Source organism: Tenacibaculum ascidiaceicola (assembly GCF_047470925.1).
GTDB lineage: Bacteria > Bacteroidota > Bacteroidia > Flavobacteriales > Flavobacteriaceae > Polaribacter > Polaribacter discolor.
Map to the genome: position 1 here is coordinate 14,468 of NZ_JAZKJP010000007.1, position 16,751 is coordinate 31,218.

The 16,751-nt window shown below is 29.9% G+C and carries 16 protein-coding genes; 13 read left to right on the forward strand and 3 right to left on the reverse strand.

What is annotated here, in order from left to right:
- Positions 1-5: 5 nt before the first annotated feature.
- On the forward strand, positions 6-992 hold the full coding sequence (locus VBY68_RS07670) for an MlaD family protein (RefSeq protein WP_415269380.1): 987 nt from the start codon (positions 6-8) through the stop codon (positions 990-992).
- 25 nt (positions 993-1,017) lie between these two features.
- Here VBY68_RS07670 and VBY68_RS07675 read toward each other — a convergent pair whose 3' ends face one another.
- Positions 1,018-2,445 carry a PAS domain-containing protein gene (locus tag VBY68_RS07675; RefSeq protein WP_415269381.1) on the reverse strand — a complete coding sequence of 476 codons (1,428 nt, stop codon included), beginning with the start codon at positions 2,443-2,445 and terminating at the stop codon, positions 1,018-1,020.
- A gap of 229 nt (positions 2,446-2,674) precedes the next feature.
- Here VBY68_RS07675 and VBY68_RS07680 point away from each other — a divergent pair, with 229 nt between their 5' ends.
- The 12 genes from VBY68_RS07680 to VBY68_RS07735 all read left to right on the forward strand — a co-directional run bounded on the left by VBY68_RS07680 (position 2,675) and on the right by VBY68_RS07735 (position 14,860).
- Positions 2,675-3,055: a hypothetical protein gene (locus tag VBY68_RS07680; RefSeq protein WP_415269382.1), complete on the forward strand. Its 381-nt coding sequence runs from the start codon at positions 2,675-2,677 to the stop codon at positions 3,053-3,055.
- 28 nt (positions 3,056-3,083) lie between these two features.
- Positions 3,084-3,293: an SHOCT domain-containing protein gene (locus VBY68_RS07685; protein ID WP_415269383.1), complete on the forward strand. Its 210-nt coding sequence runs from the start codon at positions 3,084-3,086 to the stop codon at positions 3,291-3,293.
- A 29-nt stretch (positions 3,294-3,322) separates the two neighbouring features.
- Positions 3,323-4,087 (forward strand): sigma-70 family RNA polymerase sigma factor, encoded by a 765-nt coding sequence (locus VBY68_RS07690; protein WP_415269384.1) that lies wholly within the window; start codon positions 3,323-3,325, stop codon positions 4,085-4,087.
- Between the two features lie 219 nt (positions 4,088-4,306).
- Positions 4,307-5,530, forward strand: coding sequence for a PAS domain-containing sensor histidine kinase (locus VBY68_RS07695; protein WP_415269385.1), 1,224 nt, complete (start codon positions 4,307-4,309; stop codon positions 5,528-5,530).
- Positions 5,527-6,588 (forward strand): response regulator, encoded by a 1,062-nt coding sequence (locus tag VBY68_RS07700; protein ID WP_415269386.1) that lies wholly within the window; start codon positions 5,527-5,529, stop codon positions 6,586-6,588. The genes VBY68_RS07695 and VBY68_RS07700 overlap by 4 nt, the downstream gene beginning before the upstream one ends.
- A 79-nt stretch (positions 6,589-6,667) precedes the next feature.
- Positions 6,668-7,516, forward strand: coding sequence for a universal stress protein (locus VBY68_RS07705; RefSeq protein ID WP_415269387.1), 849 nt, complete (start codon positions 6,668-6,670; stop codon positions 7,514-7,516).
- A gap of 110 nt (positions 7,517-7,626) precedes the next feature.
- Positions 7,627-9,339, forward strand: coding sequence for an adenosylcobalamin-dependent ribonucleoside-diphosphate reductase (locus tag VBY68_RS07710; protein ID WP_415269388.1), 1,713 nt, complete (start codon positions 7,627-7,629; stop codon positions 9,337-9,339).
- Positions 9,340-9,417: 78 nt separating this feature from the next.
- Positions 9,418-10,254: a universal stress protein gene (locus tag VBY68_RS07715; RefSeq protein ID WP_415269389.1), complete on the forward strand. Its 837-nt coding sequence runs from the start codon at positions 9,418-9,420 to the stop codon at positions 10,252-10,254.
- A gap of 117 nt (positions 10,255-10,371) precedes the next feature.
- The gene (locus VBY68_RS07720; RefSeq protein WP_415269390.1) at positions 10,372-10,824 is read left to right on the forward strand and encodes an Hsp20/alpha crystallin family protein; all 453 of its coding nucleotides are present in this window, start codon (positions 10,372-10,374) and stop codon (positions 10,822-10,824) included.
- Between the two features lie 363 nt (positions 10,825-11,187).
- The gene (locus VBY68_RS07725; protein ID WP_415269391.1) at positions 11,188-12,345 is read left to right on the forward strand and encodes a hypothetical protein; all 1,158 of its coding nucleotides are present in this window, start codon (positions 11,188-11,190) and stop codon (positions 12,343-12,345) included.
- A gap of 28 nt (positions 12,346-12,373) precedes the next feature.
- A complete protein-coding gene (locus tag VBY68_RS07730; protein WP_099214622.1) occupies positions 12,374-13,990 on the forward strand; it encodes a BCCT family transporter in 1,617 nt (538 codons plus the stop codon).
- A gap of 3 nt (positions 13,991-13,993) precedes the next feature.
- Entirely contained in the window at positions 13,994-14,860 is an 867-nt protein-coding gene (locus VBY68_RS07735; protein WP_124589600.1) for a universal stress protein, read from the forward strand.
- A 45-nt stretch (positions 14,861-14,905) separates the two neighbouring features.
- Here the strand turns inward: VBY68_RS07735 and VBY68_RS07740 are convergent, their stop codons facing one another.
- Both VBY68_RS07740 and VBY68_RS07745 read right to left on the reverse strand, forming a co-directional pair.
- Positions 14,906-15,346 (reverse strand): hypothetical protein, encoded by a 441-nt coding sequence (locus VBY68_RS07740; RefSeq protein WP_124589602.1) that lies wholly within the window; start codon positions 15,344-15,346, stop codon positions 14,906-14,908.
- A 24-nt stretch (positions 15,347-15,370) separates the two neighbouring features.
- Positions 15,371-16,744: an MBL fold metallo-hydrolase RNA specificity domain-containing protein gene (locus VBY68_RS07745; protein WP_415269392.1), complete on the reverse strand. Its 1,374-nt coding sequence runs from the start codon at positions 16,742-16,744 to the stop codon at positions 15,371-15,373.
- Positions 16,745-16,751: the final 7 nt, after the last annotated feature.

Sequence of the window (16,751 nt, forward strand, 5' to 3'; positions counted from 1 at the left end):
GTATTATGAAAACAACAAACTCACAAAAATTTAGATTGGGACTATTTGTATCTATAGGTACAATTATTTTTGTTTTTGCTATTTACCTCATCGGGCAACGCCAAAGCATGTTTCAAGAAAACTTTACCATCAGCGCTTATTTTCAAAATGTTAACGGATTGCAAAACGGAAATAATGTTCGTTATTCAGGAATAAACATAGGAACTGTAAAAAATATAACTATGATTAATGATTCCACTATAAAAGTAAACATGGTTATTGACAAAAAAATAGCCATTCATATAAAGAAGAATGCTGTTGCTACTATAGGTTCTGACGGATTAGTAGGAAATATGATTGTAAATATAGTTCCAGGAAAAAAAACAGAAGCATTAATTAAAAATGGAGATGTTATTAGCTCTTATAGTAAAATTGGAACAGATGATATTTTAAACACATTAAGTGTTACTAATGAAAATGCAGCAATACTTACAGCTGATCTTTTAAAAATAACCGACAAACTATTAGAGGGCAAAGGAACTTTAGGTGTTTTACTAAACGACACAATTATGGCAAAAGACATGAAACAGTCTGTTAAAAACCTAAAAAGAATAAGTTACCAAGCATCAAACACTATTAACAAATTAAACCATATAATAACTTCATTAAAAACAGATGATAACACTGTTTTAGGCATGTTAATTAATGATTCTATTTCTGGTAAAAAATTAAAATCTATTGTACATAACATCGATGCTTCAAGTGTAAAAATTGATAGCCTTATAGGAAATATTAATGTTCTAGTTGATAATTTTAACTCTAGTGAAGGAGCTCTTAACTATATTACAAAAGATACCTCTTTGGTTAATAGTCTAAAATCTACACTTCAAAATATAAACGAAGGAACAGAAAAGTTTAATGAAAACATGGAAGCTTTTAAACACAATTTTTTAACTCGAGGATATTTTAGAAAATTAGAAAAAGAAAAGAAAAAAGCTGAAAAGAATAAATAACTCCCTCTTAACTTTTCTAACAATTTTATTCTTTCTTTTTTGAATCATTTTTTTTGAAACCAATTCTTCTTCTTGATTCTTGGTCTTTTCTTTTTAATTCTGCTTCTAACCTCTTATACCTACTTATATCTTTAATAGTTACAACTACAGCAGCGATATAATTTTCATTATCAATTATAGGTCTTCCACTCAACAATACTCTCCTTATTTCATTCGTCTCTTTATTCATCAACAACACATCTATATCGTTGGTAATTTTACCTTCTAAAGCTAGTTCAGCTGGTAGGTTTTGAATAGGAAAAACTTTTCCATCATATGAGTTTATCACTTTAAAATGATCAGAAAAGTCAACAGATATTTTTGAATCATCTTCTATACCAAAAAGCTCATTAGCAACCTCGTTAGCCAATATAACCTGCTTATCAGTATTAGCAACTAACACACCATCACTAATATTTTCTATAATCATATTCAATTTTTGCTGATTCTCATACAGCTCATTCATTCTTTTTTCACTCTCTTCTTGAAGCAACAAGTCTTTAGTAATATCTCTAGCCACAGCATACAATGTTCCTGTATTCTTATCTGAAGTAGCATTCCAAGATAACCACTTAATACTTTTATCCTTACAAATCCATCTATTATTAAAACTTACTAAGTTCGCTCCCATTTCTAGCTTTTTAATAGCCTCATTTGTCTTTTCAAGATCTTCAGGAAAAATATAAGTAGCAAATGACTCACTTAAAAGCTCTTCTTTTGTATACCCTAGAAGATTACTTAACGAAGTATTAACTTTTAAAAATTTCTCATTAGATGCTATAACCAGACTATCTGTAGAGATATTAAAAAAGGTATCCGCTTCTTTTTGCGACTCCATAATTGCCTTTCTTTCTGTAATATCTGTAGATATACTTCCAATAGCATATACCCTGTTAGAAGTATCAAATAAGGGAAATTTTACAGACAAATATATATGTGGTCCATCAGACTGTTCTACTACTTCTTCTATTTGAATTTCTTTTCCAGCTTTTATTGCCTCTAAATCGGCTTCAAGATATCTATCTGCAATTTCTTTTGGCAAAATATCATGGTTCGTTTTTCCTATTAAACTTTCCTCTGATTTACCAAAAATTAATTGGTACTTCTCATTTACTAGTATATACTCACCATTTATTTTTTTTACAGAAATGACATTGGTTGTGTTGTTTATTATTGATTGTAATAATCTTTGATTCCTTAAAAGCTCTTCTTGCGATTTCTCTTTTGCTTTAATCTGTGTTTTTAAAACCAAAAAAACAATTGTTAACATTCCTAAAATGAGAACTATTAGTACCAATGAAACCCAATTCAAGAATCTATTAGTAGTATAATCCATTTGTTTCCAATAAATAATACCAAGTACTATAACCATAATACTGTTTATGATATAGCCATACAAGTTTTTTCTTCCCATTGAAGTTCTCATTTACATATGATATTTAACATACTAATATATTGAATTTTAAAACATAAAAAATGACAACCGTCAATTAAACCACTATTTTTAATCAACTTAATCTCTTTTTCCCAATTTTCTTAGTCTGATATATATCATTTCAAACAACTAAAATTCTTTTTACTTTTCAACATCCTTCTTCTACAGGTTTACAGTATAAAATAATTACTAACGAAATTTTAATATCATGAAAAAATCAATAATTCTTTTACTCACTCTAGGAATACAAATATTAGTTAGTTGTAACTCTAAACCTGATGTAGAAAAACTACTTAAAGAGCAAGAAACAAAATCTGAAATATTCAAAGCTATTACAGAAAATCATGACTACATGACTGAGTTTATGGAAACAGCACATAATAATGAGTATGCTATGCAAATGATGATGAATAAAGGGATAATGATGAATAATATGCACGGAAATAAAAACATGATGCATCAAATAATGAATGATAGCACTCAAGTAGATAAAATGTTACAAATGATGCATCAAAGGGGAATGATTAATTACGAATGTATACAATCTTGCATGAAAAAGATGAACTCCAAAGAGGTTTTGGATGAATAAAAAATAGTATAATTTTAAAATAAAAATCATGCTTCCTTATAAATATACCTTTGACATACATGTCATATGGTGGTTCATATGGATTATTTTCATTATCAGACTTTTCATAGTATCATATAGTACTCAGAAAACAAAAAAAGATAATCCGTTAAATATTTTAAAAAAGCGTTTTGCAAAAGGTGAAATATCAAAAGAAACCTACGAAGAATATAAGAGAATATTAGGACCTGACCAATAAAAGTAAAATTAAACTAATTAACAAAGCAGATGAAAAGTACTAAAATGAATTATCAGCAACGAGAGTTTCACATCTTTGTAGCACAAGCATTTCCACTCCTTATTAAATCAAAAGAAGAAGGAGACAAAGAAACTTTCAACACATTAATACTAAAAATTTTACCAAGTATTAAAAAGTATGTTAATCAAAGGCTAGTTGCTGCGATTAGCAAGGGACACTTTCCTAAAAACAAATACAATGCTAATGATTTTATCGACCAGTTATTTGTAGAAGTCTATGAAAACATTAATGAAGTAAAAAAAGCAGATAATTTTTATTTATGGCTATTTAAAAAAGCAGACCAATTACTTGAAAACACTATTGAAGAAGAAGAGTTTGATGAACTTTTTTTTAAGAACATTGACGATTTCTCTAAACCTGAATGGAATGAGATGGAAGAAAAGTTTAGTGCTGACGCTGGAGGTGATTTATTAATGATGGATGAACTTGACGACAATTCTTACCATAAAAATAATTATACATTAAATCATGTTTTTGTTAAAGATGAAGAACAAAACTATATTGATAAGCTTGATAAAGAATTGGATGAAGCTACAACCCAAAGACATATACAAATGATTCTGCATAAGTTACCAACAAACATGCAGTCAGTCTTTGAACTTTCTTCTGAATACAAGTTTAACCTAGACGAGATATCTACAATTAAGGGAATTACTAAAGAAAAAATTAGTAAATTAATAGAAGACACTAGGAGTAAATTACGCAAAAGTTTTTTCAGCAGATACTTAAGTTAATTTCAAAAAAAATAATCTTTTAGAAAGAGATATCTATTTTCTATTAAAGTTTTACTTTTATATCGCTTTATTTTCTCAGTTAATCCGCTTTAGTAAACTTACAAGCCAAATAAAAATCTACATATTAAACAAAACCACCTAACTCTTACCTCAAAAGAATCTTGACTTTTACTTTAATTTTAAGTAATTTAATACCTTTAAAAGCTAACTTAACTTACGATGTTTCAACAAGGTAAAGATATTTTTGAAGTTCTTCTAGGCTCTATTTCTGAGGGTGTTATAGTAGTTGATAGCCATCAAAACATTGTTGAAGTAAATGATGCTACTAAAAAAATGTTTGGCTATGACAAAGAAGAGCTTATAAGACAACCTCTTAACATTTTAATTCCCAAAAACTACCATAAAGAGCACCAGAACCATGTTAAAAACTTTATGAAGCAACAAGAATCAAGACAAATGGGTCAGGGTAGGGATATTTTTGGTGTTCGTAAAAATGGTAGTGTATTTCCTGTTGAGGCAGGACTTAATCCTTTTTCTGTTTATGAAGAAAAATATGTCATGGCATTGGTGATAGATATTTCAACTCGTAAAGAACAAGAACAAAAAATTAGATCATTAAATGAAAATTTAGAAGAAAAAGTTTCAAAAAGAACTCATGAATTAAAAAACATGGTTCTTGCTTTAGAAGCAGAAAATAAAAAACGTATTAAAGCTGAAGCAAAAACTAAGTTGGCTCTAAAAAAAGAAAAAGAACTTAACGAATTAAAAACAGGCTTTTTATCATTAGTTTCCCATGAATTCAAAACTCCATTAAGTGGTATTTTAACATCTGCTATATTATTAAGTAAGTACAAATTGACAGAACAGCAAGATAAACGCAATAAACATATTAAAATCATATCTGACAAAGTACACTACCTCAACAACATTTTAAATGATTTCTTAACAATCGACAAACTAGAAAAAGGTAAAATTAGATACTCTCCAAGCACATTTAAGTTAAGTAAAATAGTAAATGAAGTAGTTTATAATGCTAATATGATCTTAAAAGAAGGACAAAAAATAAATTACCCAGAAAACATTGATTCTTTCTCTTTATATCAAGATGAAAAAATTATAGAATTGGCTTTATCTAATTTAGTACATAATGCTATAAAATATTCTTCTGAAAATACTCAAATAGATATTAGTATTACTCAAGATAATACCAAAACCACATTCAAAGTAAAAGATAACGGCATAGGTATTCCTGCTAAAGATCAAAAAAACATATTTAACCGTTATTTCAGAGCTGAAAATGCTCTATTAACTCAAGGAACTGGTATTGGGCTAAACATTGTCAAAAATCATATGGAAAACTTAAATGGTAAAATTTACTTTGATAGTACAGAACAAAACGGAACTATTTTTACAATAGAACTACCTAACACTTTGAAACTATGAAAAAAGTGTTACTAATAGAAGATGATGCTACTTTAAGAGAAAACACCTCTGAGTTACTAAAGCTCTCAAACTATGAGGTAATTACAGCTTCTAACGGAAAAACCGGTATAGACAGAGCAATTGAAACACTTCCTGATATAATTATTTGTGATATTTTAATGCCAGAAGTAGACGGTTATAGTGTACTTCAAGAGCTTGCAAAACAAAGCAATACTAAATATATTCCTTTTGTTTTTTTATCTGCAAAAACAGAACGACAAGACATAAGAAAGGGTATGAATATGGGAGCTGACGACTATCTTACTAAACCTTTTAATGAAGACGAGCTTATAAACACAATAGAAAGTCGTATAGCAAAATCTGCAATATTAAAAGACAAAAGAAAAGTACTTAAGGGGGGTGTAATATGTAATAAAGAAGAAATACAAAACTTAAATGAGTTAAAGTTTTTTTTAAAAAAAAATGGCACTACCCTTAATTATAGGCAAGACGACATTATTTATAGAGAAGGAGATAATTCAAACTTAATTTTTTTAGTTATAAAAGGGGTTGTCAAATCTTATAAGTTTGATGAGCGAGGTAAAGAGTTAACTATGGCGCTTTACAAAGAAAATGACTTATTCGGTTACACTTCTTTTACTCATAATATTCCATATCAAGAAACAGCAACAGCTATAAAAGACACCCAAATAATAGGCCTCACTAAAAGTAAACTTAAAGATATTCTAAATAAAAACCATAAAGTTACTTTAGAACTCATGGAACTTTTAACAAATGATCTTAAAGGAATGAAAAGTCAACTATTACAAATGGCATATAGCTCTGTGCAAAAAAAAACCGCTTTAACTATTCTTAAATTTGCTGAAAAACTAAACAACAAAACAGAAGATCCTATAAACATTTCTCGAAGCGACTTAGCCAGTGTTGCTGGAATCGCTACCGAAACCTTAATTAGAGCAATGTCAAACTTTAAAAAACAAGGTATAATTAAAATTGAAGGACGAAACATTAAAATTATAGATCTACAAAAACTCCAACATATTTTAAAATCTTTTTAACCTCTACACAGTTATGACCAATATCATTTCCTATGAGTATTTTTCCTTTTAGGTTTGTTTAGGCTAAGAGAGGTTTAAAATGAAAAATATCTTATTTCTAACAGATTTTTCCGAAAACTCATGGAATGCATTAAAATACGGAATTAGTTTTTTTGCTGAAAGAAACTGTAGTTTTTACATACTACATGTTAACAACAACATTCTTGACTTTCAAAAAGACAACATCCTACCTTTATCCAAACAAAATGACTTAGAAGAGTTATATACAAGACCAACAAAAAAACGCTTAAAAGAAATATTAAAACGAATATCCAGAGAGCTATTTCATAATAAAAACCATAAGTTTTTTACACTTACCAACTACGGTTTTTTTGTAGAATCTGTTCGCAAACATGTTTTAGAAAAAAAAATAGATTTAATAATTATGGGGGCTCAAGGAGCTTCTGTTTTAAAAGAATATATTGTTGGAAGTAATACAGGCGATGTTATTACTAAAGTAAAATGTTCTACACTAATAATTCCTAAAAACGCAACATATTCAGGATTAAAAGAAATTGCCTTTCCAACAGATTTTGCTATTTCTTATGAAATAAGTGTTTTACAGCCTATTTTAGATATTCTAAAGAACAACAACTCTTCCTTACGAATCTTACATATCGGTCAAAAAGAAGAACAATTAAATACAGATCAAAAAACACATAAAGACCTTATAAGTGATTTTTTTTATGGTTTCAATTACACATATCATTATTTAACCAATACAAAGGTAGAAAAAGGAATACAGTGTTTTGTTGAGAGCAGAAATACGAACCTTATTGCAATGGTAGCAAAGAATTTAAATTACTTCCAACAAATTCTATTTCATTCTAAAACAGAACATATTAGTTACCATACTAATATTCCTTTTCTTGTTCTTCACGAAGAATAAACAAAAGTTAAACACTTAAAAAACTCTATTATTTGAACTGATATTTATCATTCTTTATACTACATAAAATAAATATCTTTAGCTACCTAGTATTAAAAGTAAACTTTTACATGGATGCACTTACAAAAAATGCTATTCAAATCCTTAAAAGTCGTTATCTTTTAAGAAACAAAAAAGGAGAGTTAATAGAAACTCCTGATGAAATGTTTATGCGGGTAGCACAATGTATTTCAAGTTGTGAAAAAAAAAGTACTTTTTACAGAAAGCAATTTTATCATCTTCTAAAAAGCTTAAAGTTTCTACCCAATTCTCCAACACTTATGAATGCTGGAACAAGACAAGGACAGTTAAGTGCCTGTTTTGTTTTACCTATTGAAGATAACTTAGATAGTATTTTTACTACTTTAAAAAATGCTGCTTTAATCCATCAAAGTGGTGGTGGCACAGGCTTTAACTTCTCTAAACTGCGTCCTGAAAAAGATTTAGTAAGCTCTAATAGTGGAACCTCTCCAGGTCCTATCGCTTTTATAAAAATGTACGACACCGCTACAGAATATGTAAAACAAGGAGGGAAACGAAGAGGAGCAAATATGGGGATTCTTGATATTAGTCATCCTGATATTGAAAAATTTATAACATCAAAGTCTTCAAAAAAAGCAATTGAAAACTTTAATATTTCAGTAGGAGTTACTGATGCTTTTATGCATGCTCTAAAGAACAATCAAAGTTGGGAATTAATTAACCCTAGAACAAACAAAGTTACCAAAACAGTACCTACACAGTTTCTTTGGAATCTTATTATAAATGAAGCTTGGAAAACAGGAGACCCTGGAATCATTTTTTTAGACACAATAAATAAACATAACCCAACTCCATCTATTGGACGTATAGAAGCTACTAATCCCTGCGGTGAAGTACCTTTATTAAGTTTTGAAAGTTGCAATTTAGGTTCTATTAACCTTTCTAAAATGGTTATTAAAAAAAATAGTTATTACACTTTAGATTGGAATAGTTTATCAAAAACCATTCAACTTGCCATTCGTTTTCTAGACAATGTTATTACAACTAATTATTATTTACTCCCTGAAATTGAATCTATTGTAAAAAACAATAGAAAAATTGGCTTAGGCATCATGGGATGGGCTGAACTCTTAATTTTACTAGAAATTCCTTATGCTTCAGAAAAAGCATTAAATTTAGCAGATTCACTTATGCTCTTCATTAAAAAGGAAAGCTACCGAGCTTCTGAAAATTTAGCGAAAGAAAAAGGTGTATTCCCTAATTGGAGTAAAAGTACTTTTAGCAACATTCCTTTAAGAAATGCTACCTGTAATAGCATTGCTCCAACTGGCACTATTTCTGTAATTGCTAATACATCGTACTCTATTGAACCTTTATTTGCTTTGGCATACAAAAGAGTTGGTATTCTTGATAATCAAACTCAAATTGAAATAAACGAGCTATTTATTCAAAAGATGAAAAAATTAGGACTTTGGAACAATGAACTAAAAAATGAAGTTTTAAAAAATGGAAGTATTCAAAATACAGACACAATTCCTTTACAAATTAAAGCTATTTTTCAAACTAGCTTAGATATTCCTTGGCAATACCATTTAAAACATCAAAAAAAATATCAAGAACACACCGATAATGCTGTATCTAAAACTATTAATTTACCTGAACAAACTACTGTTAATGAGATTTCAAAAATTTATAAAACAGCTTGGGAATATGAACTTAAAGGTATTACCATTTATCGGTACGGATCTAAGAGCAATCAAGTATTACAAAAATGTAAATTAAACACAAGTAAAAACTGTTAGTGTAGTTAATCTGATATATATCATTGCCTACATTCATTTTATGATATATTTTTAGTAAAATAACTTAAAAATGATGTCATGAAAAAAATATTAATTCCTACAGATTTTTCAGAAAATGCGTGGAATGCCATAGTATATTCCTTACAATTATTTAAGGATGAAACCTGTACTTTTCATTTATTAAACACATATACTCCAATTATTTTTCAATACGACTATACAACTGTAAGCTCATCTCAGTATAAGTTAGTTGATACCATGAAAAAAGTATCCGAAACTAAACTCAAAGAAGTTTTAAAAAGAATTCAAAATCAATTTAATAACCCTAAACATCATTTTTTATCCTCTTCAGCATTTAACACACTGCCCTTAGAAATTAATGAGCTTTGTAGTGATAATACAATAGATATGATTGTTATGGGGACTAAGGGTGCCTCTGGGGTCAAGGAGGTTTTGTTTGGTTCTAACACAATACATGTTTTAAAAAACGCTAAATGCCCTGTACTAGCAATCCCTAGTGAGTTTTCTTTCGAAGCTCCTCATGAAATATTATTCCCTTCAGATTATGAAATTAATTTTCAAGAAAAACACATACAACCTATACTAAATATTGCTTCTACATATCATTCTAGAGTTAATATTTTAAATGTAAAATATGAAAATAATTTATCAGAAGAACAAGAACGAAATCGCAAAATGCTAGAACCCTTTTTTGAGCATATAGCTCTCCTTTTTCATGACATAAAAAATCAAAGTGTAACAGGAGCCATTGAAAACTTCCAATTAAAAATACGCGTAAACTTATTGGTAATGATTAATAATAAGCGTTCATTTTTTGAAAATTTATTTTTCAAATCAAAAATTAACCAAATAGGGTTTCATTTAAACATTCCTCTTTTAGTTATCCCTAGTTAAAAAACAAATCCCACCCTCCTCTAAAATATATAATAATCTGACAATTATCATTTTAAAAAAAATATTTAATACATAATTTAGTTGTCCAAATTAAGTTTAACACAAAAATTAACGATTATGTCACTTATTAAATTTAACGAAAAAAGAAGAGGGTTACCTTTATGGACTAACAGAGGTTTAAGAAACGTTTTAGACATTGATGATTTTTTTAACACTAACTTCTTTGAAGAAGATAGTTTAATGCCCGCTATGAATGTTAAGGAACAGGATGACAACTTCGAAATCGAGTTTGCCGCTCCAGGATTTTCAAAAAAAGACTTTGAAATAACTATTGATGACAATGTACTTAACGTTTGTGGAGAAAAAGAACATGAAGTTGAAGAAAAAGAAGAAGATTATACACGTAAAGAGTTTAGTTACAATTCGTTTAAAAGATCTTTAAGCTTACCTGAATCTATCAACACAGAGCAAGATATTAAGGCTAGTTACGAAAATGGTATTTTAAAACTAAACCTTCATAAAAAGGAAGAAACAAAACAAAAACCTAAAAAAATTATTGAAATCCAATAAAAGTAAAACAAAAGTAGTATTAATACTACTTTTGTTTTGTTTATCATATTCTAAAAATAGAATTAAATATGAGAACCACTAACTCTAATTTTAGTTAAAAATTTTAACACTCCAATACTCTCTTTTTTTGAAAACCCCATTTTAATTAGTAACTTTGCAGTCTTATGATAAAAAAACTCAAAGACAAAAAGAATAAACGAGTATTCAGTTTTAACTTTTTAGTTTTTAGGAATCAATCAGATAAATTCATTCCTCCTTCAAAATAATTACCATTTTTTTAAGCTAGAAAGAGTTTTCTCTTATCCTTTCACTTGAAAATGTGCTTTTACGAGTACGCTTTCTTCACATTTATTAATATCAACAATGAATTTCACAAAAAAAAGCCTAGTCTTAGTTGCTTTTTCTTTTGTTACAGTTATGTTTTCACAAGAAAAGCCTGAGGTTAAAATTGGCGGAGCACTTCGATTTAACTACAATCTATCTTCTTGGAAAGACGGTCAAAAAAAGCGTGGAGGCGATTTCGGTTTCGACGTCTTCAGAATTAATGCTAAAGCAAAATATAAAGGAATAAAGCTAAATGCTGAATACCGCTTTTATTCACAAAGTTTTGGTGGCGGTATGCTTAAACAAGGTTGGTTAGGGTATGACTTTAACGAAAAAGACAATATCCAATTAGGGTTAACGCAAGTGCCTTTTGGTATTACTCAATACAACTCTCATAGTTGGTTTTTTGGTATTAACTACTACTTAGGACTAGAAGACGATCATGATATGGGAGTAAAATTTACACATAAAGGAGAAAAATGGGAATACGCCTTGGCTTTTTTTAAAAATGCTGAAGAACTAAATTTTGGAAGCAACTCTGATGTTTCTGATAGCCGATATTCGTACGATGTTGCCTCTATAGACATTGATGGAGATGGTAATCTAGATTTAAGATACAAGGAAACAAATCAATTAAATGGTAAAGTAAATTATCACTTCGGTAATAAAAACATTCAACACAAAATAGGGCTTTCTGCACAATATGGAGGTCTCTATAATTTAGATACTGAAGATACATCTAGCCATCATGCTTTTGCCTTACACTATCAACTAAATGCTAAAAACTTTGATGCTAAAGCTCAAGTTTCTACTTATAAATACAACACTAAGAACACTACCTATAGCAATCTTATTGCTTTAACTGCTTACGGAGCTCCTTACCTTACTGCTTCAGAGGCAACAACATATACCTTAGGTGCTGCTTACACTTTTCCTGTGAAATGGAAACCTATTTCTAGCATACAAGTTTATAATGACTTTGGCTATATGGATAAAGCAGCTGTAAATTTTGAAGACAGCTTAATGAATGTATTTGGCTTCTTAGTAACTGCCGGCAATGTTTATACTTATGTAGATTTTGCAGCAGGAAAAGATCATCCTTGGTTAGGCCCAGTATGGACAAATGCTTTAGCTAGCGGAACACCTAATGCTGATTGGGACATGAGATTTAACATAAATATCGGATACTATTTTTAATAGAATAAATAGTGCAAAACATTAACACATGAAAAAAGCAAAAAAAATAATTAGAAGTGACGAACGGAAATCAATCTTTGGACTTGAAGTTAACGGGCCTGTATTCTTCACATCTTCAATAGTAATAATACTAAGTGTAGCTTTAACTTTACTTTTTAAAGAAAGAGCTCAATCATATTTTGATACAGCACAAAATTTTATAGCTAACAAAACTGGTTGGTTATTCATTATATCCGTAAACATTTTTGTTACATTTATGCTTTATTTAGCTTTTAGTAAATACGGAAGTTTACGTATAGGTGGAGCAAAAGCAAAACCTGAATTCTCAACAACTTCTTGGTTTTCAATGCTCTTTAGTGCTGGTATGGGTATTGGACTACTCTTTTGGAGTATTGCTGAACCTGTTTATCATTTTTCTTCTCCTCCATTAGCTGATCCTAATACTGCAGCCGCCGCCAAAGAAGCCATGAATGTTACTTTTTTACACTGGGGATTGCATGCTTGGGGAATTTATGCTTTGGTTGGTTTATCTTTAGCTTATTTTACATACTCCAGAGGGCTTCCATTAACAATTCGTTCTGTATTCTATCCTTTCTTAGGAGATAGAATTCACGGTAGAATTGGTGATATTATAGATATTTTTGCTGTTCTAGCTACTGTTTTTGGGTTAGCAACTTCTCTTGGGCTTGGTGTTAAGCAAGTTGCTGCTGGTTTAGAACATGTTTTTGGTTTAGATTCAGGTATTTCATTACAAATATGGCTAATTGTCGGAATTACATTAATTGCTACCATTTCTGTAGTTTCAGGAGTTGATAAAGGAGTAAAGTTTTTAAGTGAAATGAACATGCGTATTGCTGTACTTTTATTACTCGCTGTAGTAATTTTAGGACCTACTATTTTCATCTTAAAATCATTTGTACAAAACACAGGTAGCTATGTTAACGATTTAATTAATCTTTCCACTTGGGCTGAAGCCTATACTGGAACGGAATGGCAAAACTCATGGACTATTTTCTATTGGGGATGGTGGATTGCTTGGTCTCCTTTCGTAGGTATGTTTATTGCCCGTGTTTCTAAAGGAAGAACCATTAGAGAGTTTATTCTTGGAGTATTAATTGTTCCTACATTAATTACCTTGTTTTGGATTACTGCTTTTGGAGCAACCTCGTTACACGAAATTTTAGGTGGAGACCCTACTATTGCAGAGGGCGTAAATGATAATGTTGCTACCGCTCTTTTTGTTTTCTTAGAAGACTTCCCTTTTTCAATGGCTTTAAATATTGTTGCTATTATACTTATTGCTAGTTTCTTTGTTACCTCATCAGATTCTGGTTCTTTAGTAGTTGATAGCTTAACTTCAGGTGGAAAAATAGACGCTCCTGTAGGACAAAGAATATTTTGGGCACTTGCAGAAGGTGCTGTAGCTGCCGTTTTATTATTAGGAGGAGGTTTAAAAGCACTCCAAACAGCTTCTATTGCCACAGGTCTTCCTTTTACCTTACTTTTGTTATTAATGTGTTACTCTCTTTTTAAAGGATTGAGAGAAGACTACAAAGAACACCTTAAGCGTTTAAACCAAAAAGAGAAGGAAGAATACCAGGAAACTGTGAAAAGATTAATAGATTCAAAAAAACAAAAATCTTAAATTATGAAAATTAAAAATATACTAGTAGCCTTAGACCTTTCTGAACTAGATGTTACACTTATTAAATACTGTAGCATGCTTGCTAAAAACCATGAAACAGAAAATGTATATTTTATTCATAATGTAAAAAAGTATGAAATAAGTAATTTATTTTCTGAACAGTTAGAAAATATAAGCATTGAAGATATTATTGAAGAAGAATTAGACAACAGCATTAGTAAGTATTTTGATGCTGATTGTAATTATGAGTTATTAGTTTCTGATGATGCCTATACTGAAAGTTTAATTAGCTATGTTGCTAATAAATACCATGCTGATTTAATTGTTTTAGGTAATAAAAACACCTATAAAGGATCTGGATCAGTTTCAGGAAAGCTGCTACGAATGGCAAAGTGTAACATTCTTTCTATTCCTAAGGAAGCAAACCTAAACCCAGAAAACCTTATGGTTGCAACCGATTTTTCTTCAGCTTCTCTTAAAGCTTTTAACACGGCTTCTTCTATTAATAAAAAGAAAGAGTCTACTTTAAAAGCACTAAATGTTTTTAAAATTCCTCAATTATTTTTCCCATATATCAAAGTAGATAAGGCTCGAGAAAAAGTGGAAAAACATGTTGGATTACAGTTTGAAAAATTACTTAACAAAACTAAAGCTACAAACATAGAAACCATAAAAGCTTCAGCTGGAGAAGATAGCATTCCTGAAAAAATAAGAGCTGTTGCCGAAAAAGACAAAACTGATATTTTGTTTGTTGCCGATAAAGGGCACAACAACTTTACTTCTCTTTTAGTAGGAAGTGTTACTGAAGAGTTATTTACTCATGATTTACATGTTCCTTTATGGGTAGTAAAGCGTTATATCGCTTCTTAAAATTATAAAAAAACGGAGCTAAATGTTTAGCTCCGTTTTTATTTCCTATTGATTTAATCTTTTTTTTTCAGACTTGGCTATCTTTTTTACCGTAGTAAAAATTGTTTGCTTTAAATCTTTATACTCTTTTAAAAACTCACTAAACATTACTATTAATCTTCTGTGTTCATTTTTATACACCTCTTCCTCTATCATCTCATCAACTCCATCAACCATAACCTCTAATCCTCTTTCATGAGCTTCAACAAGTTTAATTAACTCCTCAGTTCTTTTTCTTGAGTCACTCAGCGATTCTACTATTTTAGTTGTTTTTTTAAATTGATCTGGAGTAATAAGTTCGAAAATATATTTCCGTATTAAGTCTTCAAAAAAAAGCTGTTCATCTTTTAAAAACGAAAGTTCAGACAACCATTGTTTTGATGTTAAGTGCATATCTTCTGCACTTAACCACTCAACATATTTTAATTGTGTTTTTTTTGTTTTCATCGAGTTAGTTTTTAAGTTAAACTTCTATATCATTAACTCTTTTATAGCATATAGTTTTGGAATACAAACGTTCCATTTTTTTTCTTTTTGTATTTTCAATCTAAAAGCGTCTAAAGCTGTTTGTTCTCCGTGTATAAGAAATACTTCTTCTGGTATGTTTTTAATATCACTTAACCAACTTAATAAATCTCCTTGGTCTGCATGTGCTGATAAACTTTCTATGCTTTCTACTCTTGCTTTAACAGGAAAATATTTTCCATAAAACTTTATTTCATGACACCCTTCTTGTAACTGCCTTCCTCTTGTTCCTTCTGCCTGGTACCCTACTAATAACACTGTTGTTGTTGGTTCATCTATTAGTTGTTGTAAATAGGTTAAAACCCTACCTCCTGTTACCATTCCACTTCCTGCGATTATTATTTTTGACCTAGGATCATCTATAGTTTCCCATGTTTCCCTATATGATTCAACAATATTTATATGATTACACATTGCATCATATTCATCCATAGGTAACTTATGCCATTGAGGATATCTTTTAAAAACCTCTAAAACATTATTTCCCATAGGGCTGTCTACAAAAATCGGTATGCTTGGTATTTTATTTTTCTTATACAGTTTCCATAAAACATACATTAACATTTGTAATCGTTCAACAGCAAAACTAGGAATGATTAAATTTCCTTTATTTACAATTGTTTCTTTAATTAACGTTGATAGAATTTCTTCAATATCTTCTTTTGGGTGTAGTTTATGACCATATGTACTTTCTACAAAAAGATAATCTGCCCATGCTGGCTTTTTGGGAGCTTCCAACAAATAATCATTCACTCTTCCTACATCTCCAGAAAACACAAATCTTTTTTCATTTATATCTAATTCTATAAAAGTAGCTCCTATAATGTGTCCATTGTACTGGAACCTGTAAGAGATTTCTTCAGAAAAAGAAACCCATTTATCTTCTTCTTCAACTTGAAATAAACTTACTGTACTTTCTGCTTCAGCAATTGTATAAAAAGGAAGCACTGGATTGTGTTTGCTATAATTTTCTTCGGCAGCTTTTTGCGCCTCTTCTTCATGTATTTTAGCACTATCTTTTAATATAATTCCCGCAATAGCTAATGTTGGAGCTGTTCCTATAATTCTGCCTCTAAACCCTTGCCTATATAATCGTGGTAAAAACCCCACATGATCCAAGTGCCCATGAGTTAATAATACAACATCTATTTTTTTTACATCAAAAGGAAGCTCTGCCCAATTTAATTCTCTAAGTTCTTTGAGACCTTGAAACATACCGCAATCAACCATAATTTGCTTTCCGCAAGCTTCTATCAAAAACTTTGAACCTGTAACTGTACCAGCTGCTCCTAAAAAATGAACTTTTGCAAAATTTAGCATATTCCTT

Coding starts and splice junctions, on each gene's coding strand:
- VBY68_RS07670 (WP_415269380.1), top strand. CDS start 6: ATGAAAACAACAAACTCACAAAAATTTAGATTGGGACTATTTGTATCT.
- VBY68_RS07675 (WP_415269381.1), bottom strand. CDS start 2,445: ATGGGAAGAAAAAACTTGTATGGCTATATCATAAACAGTATTATGGTT.
- VBY68_RS07680 (WP_415269382.1), top strand. CDS start 2,675: ATGAAAAAATCAATAATTCTTTTACTCACTCTAGGAATACAAATATTA.
- VBY68_RS07685 (WP_415269383.1), top strand. CDS start 3,084: ATGCTTCCTTATAAATATACCTTTGACATACATGTCATATGGTGGTTC.
- VBY68_RS07690 (WP_415269384.1), top strand. CDS start 3,323: ATGAAAAGTACTAAAATGAATTATCAGCAACGAGAGTTTCACATCTTT.
- VBY68_RS07695 (WP_415269385.1), top strand. CDS start 4,307: ATGTTTCAACAAGGTAAAGATATTTTTGAAGTTCTTCTAGGCTCTATT.
- VBY68_RS07700 (WP_415269386.1), top strand. CDS start 5,527: ATGAAAAAAGTGTTACTAATAGAAGATGATGCTACTTTAAGAGAAAAC.
- VBY68_RS07705 (WP_415269387.1), top strand. CDS start 6,668: ATGAAAAATATCTTATTTCTAACAGATTTTTCCGAAAACTCATGGAAT.
- VBY68_RS07710 (WP_415269388.1), top strand. CDS start 7,627: ATGGATGCACTTACAAAAAATGCTATTCAAATCCTTAAAAGTCGTTAT.
- VBY68_RS07715 (WP_415269389.1), top strand. CDS start 9,418: ATGAAAAAAATATTAATTCCTACAGATTTTTCAGAAAATGCGTGGAAT.
- VBY68_RS07720 (WP_415269390.1), top strand. CDS start 10,372: ATGTCACTTATTAAATTTAACGAAAAAAGAAGAGGGTTACCTTTATGG.
- VBY68_RS07725 (WP_415269391.1), top strand. CDS start 11,188: ATGAATTTCACAAAAAAAAGCCTAGTCTTAGTTGCTTTTTCTTTTGTT.
- VBY68_RS07730 (WP_099214622.1), top strand. CDS start 12,374: ATGAAAAAAGCAAAAAAAATAATTAGAAGTGACGAACGGAAATCAATC.
- VBY68_RS07735 (WP_124589600.1), top strand. CDS start 13,994: ATGAAAATTAAAAATATACTAGTAGCCTTAGACCTTTCTGAACTAGAT.
- VBY68_RS07740 (WP_124589602.1), bottom strand. CDS start 15,346: ATGAAAACAAAAAAAACACAATTAAAATATGTTGAGTGGTTAAGTGCA.
- VBY68_RS07745 (WP_415269392.1), bottom strand. CDS start 16,744: ATGCTAAATTTTGCAAAAGTTCATTTTTTAGGAGCAGCTGGTACAGTT.